The organism is Caballeronia glathei (assembly GCF_000698595.1).
In the GTDB taxonomy this organism is placed as follows: Bacteria; Pseudomonadota; Gammaproteobacteria; order Burkholderiales; family Burkholderiaceae; genus Caballeronia; species Caballeronia glathei.
This window is the reverse complement of record NZ_JFHC01000021.1, coordinates 1-12178: the sequence shown is the minus strand read 5'-3', so window position 1 is coordinate 12178 and position 12178 is coordinate 1. Positions and strand designations below refer to the sequence as shown.

The following is a 12178-nucleotide window of genomic DNA, read 5'->3' as shown; positions in this document are numbered from 1 at the left end:
TTTTCCTTCTTCCAGTGACCTTCTTCCAGTGACTTCTCGCCGATGACCGTTGCCAACGAGCGTTCCGACGCCCCGTCCTCCCATGGCGCCGCCGCGCCGCCCAAGCCCGCCGCGCGCCTGATCCTCGCGCTCCTCAAGCGCTCGCGCGGCGCGTTCTCGATCGCGCTCGTCGCGTGCGTGCTGAACGGCATCGCGAGCGTGATGCTCGTCGCGACGCTCAACCGCGCGCTCTCGCAATCGTCTCTCGCCGACAGTTCGCTCGCGTGGCGCTTTGCGCTGTGCGCCGTCGTCGCGCTCGCGACGCGCGTCCTGTCGGGCGTGCTGTTCGCGCGCCTTTCGCAGGACACGATGGCGCAGCTGCGCGAGCACGTCGCGCGGCGCGTCGCCAGGGCCGAATTGCGCGATGTCGAGCGTATCGGCGCGGCACCGGTGCAGTCGGTGCTGACGGACGACGCCACCAATGTGTCGATGCTGTTCTTCGCGCTGCCCAACATCGTGATGCACGGCTCGATCGTGTTCGGCTGCCTGGGTTATCTGGCATGGCTCTCGTGGCCGGTCTGCCTGCTCGCGCTGGCCGCGATCGTGACGGGCTCGCTCGGCTACCACACGGGCGACAGGCGCGCGATCGCCTCGCTCGAAGCGGCGGGCAAGTCGCAGGACAAGCTCTTCGGCTATCTCGGCGCGCTCTTCGCGGGCGCAAAGGAACTGAAACTGCATCAGGCGCGGGCGCGGCAGTTCGTCGACGGGCAGCTGGGCGCCGCGATCGGCGAAGTGCGCGACCACCGGCGCCGCGCGTTCAGCGCGTATGCGGTCGGGGTGGGCTGGATCATCTTCCTGTTCTATGCGTTTCTCGGCGCGGCGGCGTTCTGGCCGTCGCTCGGCGTGCGCGCGGACGCGCCCGTCGCGGCCGGCTACGTGATCGTGTTCCTCTTCATGCTGGTGCCGCTCGACGGCCTCCTGAACAACCTGCCCACGGTGAACGCGGCGCGCGTGTCGCTCGATCGCATCGAGAAGGTGATGGCCGAGTTCGGCGGTCTGGCCGAGGCGCCGCCGCCTTCGGAAAACGCGGCGCACGCGCCGTTCGAGACGCTCACGCTGCGCGGCGTCACGCATTCGTACTTTCACGAGCGCGACGAGCGCATGTTCCGCATCGGCCCCGTCGATCTCACGTTCAGGCCGGGTGAGATGGTATTCATCGTCGGCGGCAACGGCAGCGGCAAGACCACGCTCGCCAAGGTGCTCACGGGTCTCTACGAGCCGGAAGACGGCGTGATCGAGGTGGACGGCCGGCCGGTGGGCGCGCACGAGCGCGCCGCGTACCGCGAGCGCTTCACGGCGGTCTTCAACGATTTCCATCTGTTCGATGCGCTGCTCGGCATCGTCGATCCGGACGATCCGTCGCGCGCCCAGGCCGACGCGCGCGCGAATGCGCTCGTCGCCAAGCTCGCGCTCGATCACAAGGTGCAGGTGGTGGACGGCGCGTTCTCGACGCGCGCGCTCTCAACCGGGCAGCGCAAGCGCCTCGCGCTCGTGGTGGCGTATCTGGAAGACCGGCCGTTCTACCTGTTCGACGAATGGGCCGCCGATCAGGACCCGGCGTTCAGGGCGGTGTTCTACGAGCAGTTGCTGCCGGAGCTGCGCGGGCGCGGCAAGACGGTGGTGGTGATCACGCACGACGACCGATATTTTCCGCTCGCCGACCGGGTGCTCAAGCTCGACAACGGAAGCATCGTCAGCGAGACGCGCGGCGCGCGCGCGGCGCGCGCGATCGCGCCCGAAGCGGCGAACGGCACGGCGGGTTGAGGGGCTGGGCGGCGGGGTTTGGTGCGCCGTTCGTAGTCTCGGTGTTTCGCCGTTTCGGTGTTTCGCCGTTTCGGTGCTTGCCGTCTCGCTGCTTGCCAAACGCCAAACGCCGCCTCGCGTTTGGCCTTTGGCCTTTGGCGTCGAATGGAAAACGGCCGCTTGCTTTCGCAAGCGGCCGTTTTCCATGGCGATGCAACTGACCGCCGCATCCGGCGACGGCGAACCACCAGCCGTCTAGCGCGCCGCCACCGGCGCTGGCGGCAACGCGATCAGCTTGTCGGTGATCATGTCCGCGAGGCGCAGCGCCGACATCGGCCCGCCGAAGCCCCATATATTCGGCTCGACGAGCGTCACGCGCCCTGCCCGCTTCGCCGGCACGAACCGCCAGACGGGGGAATCGAGCTTCGTGTCGAGCGCGACGTCCGCGCCCGTCGCCGTGACGAACAGCACCGCGAGATCCGGCTTCTTCAGCATGTCCGCCGAGGTGACGTAGACCGTGCCTTCGCGCGTCGGCGTGCCCGGCCACAGATCGACGCCGAGCGCGCGCGCGACGCCCGCCGCCGTGCTGTTGCCGGTGTACGCCCAGTAGCGGTCGGGCAGCCCCAGTTCCTGCAGCAGCGCGAACTGCGCGCCGCTTCTTCCCGCCTGCGCGAGACGCTGCGCGTCGCGGGCAAGGCCCGCGTCGAGCTTCGCCTCGACCGCGCGCGCCTCGGCCTCGCGCCCGGTGAGACAGCCTATCGTGCGAAAGATCGTGCGCGTCCAGTCGAGCTGTGTCTGCGGCACGCCCTCCTGTGCCACGTTCGGGCTGAACTGAAAGAGCACCGTCGGCGCAATGCGCTCGAGCGCGGCAAAGATCGGCGCGTGCCTGAACCCCACGCCGATGATGAGATCGGGCCTCGCCGACGCGATCGCCTCCAGGCTCGGCTCCTGCCGGGTGCCGACTTCGGGCACGCCGGTGAACCGCGCGCTGTCGTAGCCGATCCAGCCCGCATAGTAGGCGGCATCGACGAGACCGGCCGGCGTCACGTCGAGCGCGGCCAGGTCTTCGGCGAACATGAATTCGAGCACGACGATGCGCTTCGGCTTCACGGGCATCGTCTTGCTGAACTGCGAGACGGTCGGATTGCCGGCGAGCGGCCCGCAATAGGGCGCGCCTTCCGGTGCCGTGGCGAGAGGAACCGGTGCCGCGGCGGCATCGGCGGCAAGTGGCTGCGCGGCTGCCGCCCCGCCACCCGCGAGCGCCGCCCACGCGAGCGCCGCCGCGGCGCCCGCCCGCATCGTGTGGATCGTGTGCTTCAACGGATGGCTTCCTGCAGGGCGAGCGCCTCGTCGGGCATCGTCAGCAGTAGGGGGCAGCTTGCGCACAGTTGCGTCTCTCCTGGAATTTCATAGCGCACGCAGCACACGCGGCGCGCGCGAAACGGGCTCGGCAGCAGCGCCGAGCGCGGCGTCGTCTCGCGCACCGGCATGCGCAGCGGATTGGGCTCGCCGCCGGCGCCCGTGGGGCCGAAAAGCCATGCGGCATCGTCGTGCGTGGCATGCGCCGCGTGACGGTCCGTCCCGCCGGGCAGGAGCGCACACTGTTCGAGCAGATAGTCGAGCAGGTTGCCGACATTGCTCCACAGGACGCGCGGCGCAATCCGCGTCATGCCCGCGAGCATGCCGATCACCGCATCCAGATGCGCAACGAGCGGGCCGTAGCGGTGCGCGGGATCGTCGGCGGGCGGCCCGAGCGCATCGGCAGCGAAATACAGCTTCGCAGGCATGCCCGCGCTCAGCACGAGCTGCGTGCGACCGGGCGACATGTCGAGCGGACGCCGCAGCAGGCACGCCGCCACGACGCCCGCCGGCGCGGCGAGCCCGAAGTAGTACTTGCTCCACTGCGACAGCAGCGCGCGCGCGTGAAGCGCGGCGTCGCCCCCGTAGCGCTGGACCATCGCATCGAGCAGTTCGCCGCGATGCGCGCCGAGCGTCAGCAAGGGGATGCGCACGCCCTCTTCCGGCGTGTCGCCGGGGACGCCGAGCCACACGTGTTCGAGATACGGCGCGATCGGCCCGGGTGCGAATTCGGCAAGGCAGCGCGCGCGGGGCAGCGGATCGCCGCGCGTCGCGGCGCCAGCCTGCGGCGGCGCGGAATGTGGCGGAACCGCCGTCATCGCGCGCCCCGCTTTTCCCGCCGCGTCTGGATGACCAGCAGCGCGAGCAGGTACGGCGCGCCGATCAGCGCTGTGAGCACGCCAGCCGGAATCTCGCGCGGCGCGAGCAGCGTGCGCGCGGCGATATCGGCGGCGGCGAGGACGAGCGCGCCGAGCGCCGCCGCAAGCCAGAGACGCGTGCCGTGCGAGCGCGCGCCGAGCATCGCGGCAAGATGCGGCGCCATCAGTCCGATGAAGCCGACGGGCCCCACCGCCGCCACCGCCGCGCACGCGGCGAGCGTCGCCACGGTGAGCACGAGCGGGCGCAGCACGCCGATCGGCAGGCCGAGCGCGACCGCCTGGTCGTCGCCGAGCGCGAGCAGATCGAGCGGCCGCGCGAGCAGCGCGAACACCGGCAGCGCGAGCGCGCACCACGGCAGCAGCATCGCCACCTCGCCCCAGCTGCGCCCGTACGTGCCGCCGATCAGCCACACGACGAAGCGCGCCGGCTGCACGCTTTGCTGTGTGATGAGCCACTGCGCGAGCGTCGTCCACAGCGTCCCGACGACAATCCCCGTCAGCGCCACCGCGAGCGGCGCGTACTGGTGCCGCCGGTTGAGCAGCAGCGTGAGCGCGAGTGTCACGCCGCCGCCGGCCAGCGCCGCGACCGCGAGCAGCGAATGGCCGGCAAGCGGTGCGACCATCAGCACGGCGAGCGTCGTCAGCCCCGCGCCCTGCGTGACGCCGAGCACTTCCGGCCCGGCGAGCGGATTGCGCACGATGCTCTGCATCAGGACGCCGCTCGCCGCGAGCAGCGCGCCCGCGAGCAGCGCGCACAGGAGCCGCGGCACGCGCAGTTCTAGCAGCATGCGGGCGACGTCGTCGCGGTGGTTCAGCGCGGCGAGCCAGCGTCCGGGCGAGAGCGATACCGGGCCGAACGACGCCCCGGCGGCGAGCACCGCGGCGCCCGCCGCCAGCAGGATCGCGGCGAGCGCGAGCCACGGCAGCGCGGCGAGCGCGCGCACGACGTGCGTGCCGGCCGCGGACATCGCGCGCTCGGGGCCCGCGTGCAGCACGCCCGACCATGCGGCGCCGCTGCGGATCATCGCGAGCATCAGCGGCGTGCCGACGAAGGCGATCGCGACGCCCGTCGACATGGTCGCGTCGAGATCGAGCGCGAGCACGGCGCTGTCGGTGACGAGCACGAGCGCGCCGCCCGCGAGCGCGGCAAGCGGCACGAGCACGCCGAGCTTCGACGCCCGCGCGCCGCGCACCTGGCGCAGCAGGTTCGGCGCGATGAGCCCCACATACGACAGCGGTCCCGCGACGCTCACCGCCACGCTCGCGAAGCCGACCGCGACCGTCATTGCGGCGAGCCGCGTCGCATCGACGGGCACGCCGGCGGCAGCCGCCGCGTCGTCGCCGAGCGCGAGCGGGTCGAGCGGACGGATCACGAACGGCAGCGCGGCGAGCGGCACGACGAGCCAGCCGAGCGCGATGCTCAGGCCCGCCGCGCCCGGCTGGTACAGGCTGCCGCTCGCCCACAGCGACGCGCCGACGACGGTCTGCTCGAAGAGCGCGAGCAGCAGCGTGGTGATGGCGGAGAACAGCAGCATGCAGACGCTGCCCGCGAGCACGAGCCGAAGCGGCGTCGCGCGCCAGCCGCCCGCGGCCGCCGCTACGCACGCCGCGGCGGCAAGGCCGCAGACGAACAGCAGCGGCACCGAGGCCGCGCCGACGAGCGACGGCACGATCATCGCGGCGAGGAGCCCGAGCTGCGCGCCGCCCGTGATGCCGAGCAGATCGGGCGACGCGAGCGGATTGCGCGTGAGCGCCTGAAAGAGCGTGCCCGCAACCGCGAGACAGCCGCCCGCGACGAGCGCCGCCGCGATGCGCGGCGCGTTCAGGTCGAAGAGAAGAATGCCTGCGAGCTGCGCGGCGTCGCTGCCCGCGGGGGCCGCGAGCCAGGCGCGCAGGTCGGGCGCGAGCCGGAACACCGCCACCGCCGCGATCAGCGCCACGAGCGCCGCGCCGATCGCGCCGGCGCGGCTCTTCACGGGAGCGCGCAGGCGCTCGGCTGCGGCGGGCGGCGGCGGGCGGCGCAGGCGTTTTCTGGCGGCGAGCGTCGTCATGCGGCGATGTCCTTGCTCGCGCGCGCCGCGGCCAGCGCCTCGCCGTGCGGACCACGGGCGGCATCGATCGCGGACGCGCCTTCGTAGGCCGGCACGCACATCGGCGCGCCGGTCTGCGGATGCGCGATCTTGAGCATCGGCACGCCGAACGCTTCGTGCAGATGGCGCGGATCGAGCATCGCATCGGGCGCGCCGTGCGCCACGATGCGGCCCGCGCGCATCAGCACGATCTCGTCGCTGTAGGCGGCCGCCTGGTTGAGGTCGTGCAGCACCCAGACGATCGTCAGCCCGCGCTCGCGGTTCAGGCGCCGCAGCTCGCGCAGGATGTCGAGCTGATGATGGATGTCGAGATAGGTGGTGGGTTCGTCGAGCAGCACGATCGGCGCCTGCTGCGCGAGCGCCATCGCGATCCACGCGCGCTGCCGCTCGCCGCCCGACAGCGCCGCGACGTCGCGCGCGGCGTCGTCGGCGAGTCCGCTCGTTTCGAGCGCTTCGTCGATCGCCGCATGGTCCGCGCGAGACAGGCCGCGCAGCCAGCCGCCGTACGCGTAGCGCCCGTACGCCACCAGCTCGCGCACGGTCAGCCCCGCCGGGATCTGGTTGAACTGCGCGAGCATCGTGAGCGTGCGCGCGAGCGCGCGCCGCCGGAACGAGCCGAGCGGCGCGCCGTTCACTTCCACCTGCCCGGAAAGCGCCGGCTGCAGCCCCGCGAGCGTGCGCAGGAGCGTGCTCTTGCCGCAGCCGTTCGGGCCGCACAACGCGGTGATGCGCCCCGCTCCGATGGTCAGGTCGAGTCCGTCGAGCACCACGTGATCGCGGTAGCCGACCGTGAGCGAGCGGGCCGCAAGCGCCGCTCCTGCCGTCTTCGTCATCGTTTCGCCATCCGCTCGCCGTCCCGCGCTTCGCTGTAGCTTTGCGCCATCGCGACGACGACCTTGCGCGGCCCCTCGAACGGATCGCGCGCATGCGCGGTCAGCATGTTGTCGAGCATCAGCACGTCGCCGGTCACCCACGGGAACACGATGCGCTGCTGGTCCAGCACGCCGCGGATCTCCGCGAGCGCGTCCGCTTCGAGCGGCGCGCCGTCGCCGTAATACACGTTGCGCGGCACGTTCTCGATCCCCACTGCGTCGACGAGCGCCTCCTGCATGTCGTCATCGAGCGCGGAGAGGTGAAAGAGATTCGCCTGGTTGAACCACACCATGTCGCCCGTGCGCGGATGGCGCGCCACCGCCTGGCAGCGCTCCTCGGTGCGCAGCAAGCGCTCGCCGTCGTCGCCGTCGCGCCATTCGCAGGCGATGCCGCGCGCCGCGCAGATGCGCTCGACGGCGCGCGGATCGTTGGCGCCGAACGCCTGCTGCCACGGCAGGTCGAGCCCCTGACCGAAGTTGCGCACGTAGCGCAGCTCGCGCTTCGCGAAGCGCGCAACGAGCGCCGGATCGAGCGCGCGATAGACGGCGCGGCTGTCGGCGATCGGCGTCGCGCCGCCCGTGCGCGCGGCGAGCGCGCAATGAAACCAGATGCGCAGCGGCCACTCGCGCGTGTACGACTGCTCGTTGTGCAGCGGAATCGAGCGGTGTGGCGGGTATTCCGTCGACGTGTACACGGCGCCCTCCACCTGGCTGCGCGGCGTCGATGCGAATTCGTAGCCGATCAGCGGATCGCCGAACGAGCCGGCAAAGCGCTGGAACGCATCGATCGACTCGACGTGAAAGCCGGTGAAGAGCACGCCACCCGCGCGCTCCAGCGTGCCGCCGACGACCTCGCGCAAAAGCGGCGCCGCCTCTTTCAGCGACAGCGCCGCGCCCGCCGCGGACGAGACGACAGTAGGCAGGCCGGGCTCGATCTTCAGGTCGGCGAGCGTCGGCTGCGGCAGGGAAAGATTGGTCATGCAAAAACCTCGTGCAAATCCTCGTGCAGAAGCGGCGCGCGCCCGGCGCCTCGCCGGGCGCGCGGGATTACGATGCGCGCGCTTTCGACGCGGCTGCGCCCATGTGACGGCGCAGGCTCGCGGGGCGCATGTCGGTCCACACGGTCTCGATGTAGGCGAGGCAGTCGCCTTTCGGGCCCTTCACGCCGGCCTCGCGCCAGCCTGCGGGCACGGCGCGGAACGTCGGCCAGATCGAGTACTGCTCTTCGTCGTTGACGACGACGGTGTAGACGAGGTCGTCCGCGTCGCCGGCGGCGGCCGCGGGGGAATGCTGGGCATGCGTCATGATCGTTGGCTCGGTCGGAATACGGTCAGGAGAAGCGGCGCACGAATACCCGGGTGACGGCACGGGTCTTTCCGGGCGCCGCATGTACCTGATTGACGTTTGGAGCGCGCGTTTTTTTACCCGAGGCGAACGCGCGCCCGAAACGCGTCGTATCCGGCGGGCGGGGCGGCGGGTTCCGGCGGGCGCCGTGCCTTCCCGGGCCTCGCCGGAAGGCGCACGCAAGCCGCCCGAGGTGCCGCGCACACCTCAGGCAAAAGCACCGAAGCGAGGCGCGTCAGGCGGGAACCTGGGGCAACTTCAACAAATCGAGGAACGCGCGCGCGACCGGAATGAGCGGCTCCCCGTCCCGCCCCTTGAAGACGGCCGCCAGCTCCCAGCAAGGTTCCTCGGCTTCGCGCAGGGTCGCCATCGCCACGGGCGCGCCGTGCGATTCGCGCACCCGCGCGGCGGCGACGGATTCGGGCACCATCGCGATCGCGAGGCCCTGGGCGGCGAGTTCGAGCAGCATCGGCATGTCGTTGGCCTCGAAGCCGGTGCGCCGCTGCAGCCCGAGCGCCGCGAAGCTCTGATCGACCAGCCGCCGCACGGTCCATTCGTGGCGCAGGTCGGCGAAGGTCTCGTCGACGAGATCGGCAAGCCTCAGCCCGCTCGCGCCCGCGAACCGGTGATGCGCCGCGCAGACGACGACCATCCCTTCGCACGCGAACATGCGAAAGCCGAGATCGTCGGGTGCGGGCGTGCACGGCTGCGTGAACGCGATGTCGATGCGCCCTTCGCGCACCTCGTCGATCAGTGCGCGCGAGCCGTCGAGCGTCAGTTCGATGTCGATTCCGCCGAACGCAGCGCGGAACTGACCGAGCGACGCGGGCAGATCGATGAAAGGCGCGAGGCTGTGAATCGCGCCGATGCTGAGCCGCCCGCGCGCGAGCCCGTGGACCTGCGTCACGGCGTTGCGCGCGTCGCGCGCGGCGGCCAGCACGCGCCGCGCTTCGTCGAGCAGCACCTCGCCCGCGGGCGTGAGCGCGACGCGCCGCGTGCTGCGCATGAAAAGCGGGCCGCCGAGATCGTCCTCCAGCGCGCGGATCGACGCCGACAGCCCCGACTGCACGAGATTCAGCCGCCGCGACGCGCGCGTGAAATGGCGCTCCTCGGCGACCGCCACGAAATGCTCCAGCTGCTTCAGGTCCACGCTCGTCTCCGTTGCGTCCCGTCGATTAATCAAAGTTGATGATTAATTTAAGCATATATTTCTGTTGGAACGATGAGTCAACTTCCGATATCGTCGATGGTCTGGGTCCTGGTCTTCGCTTCTGCGCCGGCCGGCGAGGAACGCGCCGCCGGTCTTCGGCTGCTGTCCGGCCACATTCAGCCACATCCGGCAACATTCACGGGAGATTGCTTCAAATGGAATATCGTCAGCTGGGCCGCTCGGGCCTCAAGGTGTCGACTGTCACCCTGGGCACGATGACAATGGGCGGCAAGGGCAAGTTCGCGAGCGTCGGCGAAGTGGGCCTCGACGAGGCGCGCCGCCAGATCGACATGTGCATCGACGCGGGCGTCAACCTGATCGATACGGCGGACGTCTATTCGAACGGGGCGTCGGAGGAGATCGTCGGCGAGGCGCTCGGCGGCAAGCGCAAGGGCGGCGTGCTGATCGCGAGCAAGGCGCGCTTTCCGATGGGCGACGGCCCGAACGACCGCGGCCTGTCGCGGCATCACCTGATCCGCGCCTGCGAGGCGAGCCTGCGCCGCCTGAAGACCGACGTGATCGACCTGTACCAGGTGCACGAATGGGACGGCATCACGCCGCTCGAGGAAACGCTGGAAGCGCTCGACACGCTCGTGCGACAGGGCAAGGTCCGCTATGTGGGCTGCTCGAACTACTCCGGCTGGCATCTGATGAAGGCGCTCGCCGTGAGCGAGCGCGACCGCCTGCCGCGCTTCGTGAGCCAGCAGATCCACTACACGCTCGAAGCGCGCGATGCCGAATACGAACTCGCGCCGATCTCGCTCGACCAGGGCCTGGGCATGCTCGTCTGGAGCCCGCTCGCGGGGGGCCTGCTGTCCGGCAAGCACCGCCGCGACGCCACGCCCGAAGGCACGCGCCAGCTCGCCGGCTGGACCGAGCCGCCGATCCGCGACGAGGAGCGGCTCTGGTCGATCGTCGACGTGCTGCTGGAAGTCGCGGGCGAGCAAGGGGTGTCGGCGGCGCAGGTCGCACTGGCGTGGACGCTCGGGCGGCCCGCGGTGGCGTCGGTGATCATCGGCGGGCGCAACGAAGCGCAGCTGCGCGACAACCTCGGTGCGGCGAATCTAATGCTCACCGCCGGCCAGCGCGAGCGGCTCGACCGCGTGAGCGCGCCGCCGCTCCTGTACCCCTACTGGCATCAGGTGCAGACCGCGAGCGACCGGCTGGGCGCCGCGGATCTGTCGCTGCTCGCGCCGCATATCAAGTCGTAACGAACGGCAGGCCGGGGGAGCGCCCCCGGCCGCCGCGCTGGACACGGTCACATTGTTGCAACACCCCATCTGCTACTCTTCGCCGCACAAAAAATAGAGCGCAGATTCGGGGAACAAGAAAAATGCGTATCGTGTACTTCTGCACGTCGCCCGGACCAGGCGAGCATGCAGGCGGGGTAAGGGTTATCTACGATCATTGCCATGCGCTGAACGGCATGGGCATCGAGGCGTTCGTGCTTCATCACAGGCGGGGCTATGAATACCCGTGGGCGGAGCGTTCCGCGCGGACGATCTCCGAAGACGAACTGGGACCGGCCGACCATCTCGTGCTGCCCGAAATCAAGGCCGCGGCACTCGCGCGACGGCTCGCCGCCGCCGGGGTGAGCTATTCGGTGTTCGTCCAGAACGGCTACTATCTGCGCGACCGCGACCGCGGTTCGTGCGACGCCGATATCGACTTCGCCTATTCCAACGCCACGTCGATCCTGTCGATCTCGTCGGATACGTCAGCGTTGCTCGAACTGCATTATCCGCATCTCGCGCGGCGGATCGTGGGGGTTTCGTGCACCGTGAACCAGCACGAATTCAGGGCGGGCGGCGAGAAGAAGCCGGTCATCACCTACATGCCGCGCAAGAACGGCCCGCATGCGGCCGCCGTCGTCTTCGCGCTGCGAAAGCGCCTGCCGCCAGGCTGGCAGGTGCGCGCAATCGACGGAATGAGCGAACAGGAAGTCGCAGGGGCGCTGCGCGAGTCGCGCATCTTCATGTCGTTCTCAGGGCTCGAAGGCCTCGGCCTCCCGCCGATCGAAGCCGCGATGTGCGGCAACTACGTGATCGGCTACCACGGCGGCGGCGGCCGGGAGTACTGGGTGGCGCCCAACTTCGAACCGGTCGAGGCCGGGGATATCGCCTCGTTCGTCAGGAAGGTGACGGCGTGCGCGGAATCGATCGACGGCGGCCGGGATGCGAGCGGACTCATCCCCGGCATCACGGCACTGCAGGAACGCTACTCGGCGGCGAACGAGCGCGCCGGGCTGGAACGCTTCGTCGAAGCGATCGCACTCGACGCACCCGCCCGCGCCGCCGCGCGGCCACGCGGCAGTGCAAGCCTGAAGCTGCAAAAGCGCCCGAGCCTGCGGTGGTGGCTCGGCACCTGGAACGCGCGGCGGCCGGGGCAGCTCGCCCGCTTCGCCGCATCCGGCGCGCTCTTCGCGCCAAGGCGCAGAGCCTGATGACGCGACGCCGCGGCGCGCGGGCGAATCGAGTGTTCATCCCGATGCGTTGCCGGCGACAGGTGCGCGTCATGCCGCGGTGAGCTTGTTCATCGCCGTTTCGTCGATCAGTGCCGGTGCGCGGGACCAGCCGGGAATCGGCTCCGTGACGCCGCCGTTGCGTCTAGCCGTGGTGATGCGTCGGGTCGTTGCAGGTATGC

At 70.5% G+C, this 12178-nt stretch carries 10 protein-coding genes; 3 read left to right on the top strand and 7 right to left on the bottom strand.

Going from position 1 to position 12178, the window contains the following annotated elements:
* Window positions 1-42 precede the first annotated feature (42 nt).
* The gene (locus BG61_RS15035; RefSeq protein WP_035938989.1) at window positions 43-1803 is read left to right on the top strand and encodes a cyclic peptide export ABC transporter; all 1761 of its coding nucleotides are present in this window, start codon (window positions 43-45) and stop codon (window positions 1801-1803) included.
* 234 nt (window positions 1804-2037) lie between these two features.
* Here the strand turns inward: BG61_RS15035 and BG61_RS15030 are convergent, their stop codons facing one another.
* The 7 genes from BG61_RS15030 to BG61_RS15000 form a co-directional block, all read right to left on the bottom strand.
* Window positions 2038-3081, bottom strand: a complete 1044-nt coding sequence (locus BG61_RS15030) for an ABC transporter substrate-binding protein (protein WP_051672553.1) — start codon at window positions 3079-3081, stop codon at window positions 2038-2040.
* A 17-nt stretch (window positions 3082-3098) separates the two neighbouring features.
* Window positions 3099-3959 (bottom strand): siderophore-iron reductase FhuF, encoded by an 861-nt coding sequence (gene fhuF, locus BG61_RS15025; RefSeq protein ID WP_081868073.1) that lies wholly within the window; start codon window positions 3957-3959, stop codon window positions 3099-3101.
* Window positions 3956-6070, bottom strand: coding sequence for a Fe(3+)-hydroxamate ABC transporter permease FhuB (gene fhuB / locus BG61_RS15020; protein WP_035938991.1), 2115 nt, complete (start codon window positions 6068-6070; stop codon window positions 3956-3958). Before fhuB ends, fhuF begins: the two co-directional genes overlap by 4 nt.
* On the bottom strand, window positions 6067-6942 hold the full coding sequence (locus BG61_RS15015) for an ABC transporter ATP-binding protein (RefSeq protein WP_035938994.1): 876 nt from the start codon (window positions 6940-6942) through the stop codon (window positions 6067-6069). The genes fhuB and BG61_RS15015 overlap by 4 nt, the downstream gene beginning before the upstream one ends.
* Window positions 6939-7961 carry a TauD/TfdA family dioxygenase gene (locus tag BG61_RS15010; RefSeq protein WP_035938996.1) on the bottom strand — a complete coding sequence of 341 codons (1023 nt, stop codon included), beginning with the start codon at window positions 7959-7961 and terminating at the stop codon, window positions 6939-6941. The genes BG61_RS15015 and BG61_RS15010 overlap by 4 nt, the downstream gene beginning before the upstream one ends.
* A 67-nt stretch (window positions 7962-8028) precedes the next feature.
* Window positions 8029-8286, bottom strand: a complete 258-nt coding sequence (locus tag BG61_RS15005; RefSeq protein ID WP_035938997.1) for an MbtH family protein — start codon at window positions 8284-8286, stop codon at window positions 8029-8031.
* Between the two features lie 274 nt (window positions 8287-8560).
* On the bottom strand, window positions 8561-9475 hold the full coding sequence (locus tag BG61_RS15000; RefSeq protein ID WP_035939000.1) for a LysR family transcriptional regulator: 915 nt from the start codon (window positions 9473-9475) through the stop codon (window positions 8561-8563).
* 215 nt (window positions 9476-9690) lie between these two features.
* Here BG61_RS15000 and BG61_RS14995 point away from each other — a divergent pair, with 215 nt between their 5' ends.
* Together BG61_RS14995 and BG61_RS39260 are read left to right on the top strand one after the other, a co-directional pair.
* Window positions 9691-10746: an aldo/keto reductase gene (locus BG61_RS14995; RefSeq protein ID WP_035939001.1), complete on the top strand. Its 1056-nt coding sequence runs from the start codon at window positions 9691-9693 to the stop codon at window positions 10744-10746.
* 122 nt (window positions 10747-10868) lie between these two features.
* The gene (locus BG61_RS39260) at window positions 10869-11978 is read left to right on the top strand and encodes a glycosyltransferase family protein (RefSeq protein ID WP_129572310.1); all 1110 of its coding nucleotides are present in this window, start codon (window positions 10869-10871) and stop codon (window positions 11976-11978) included.
* The last annotated feature ends 200 nt before the right edge of the window (window positions 11979-12178 follow it).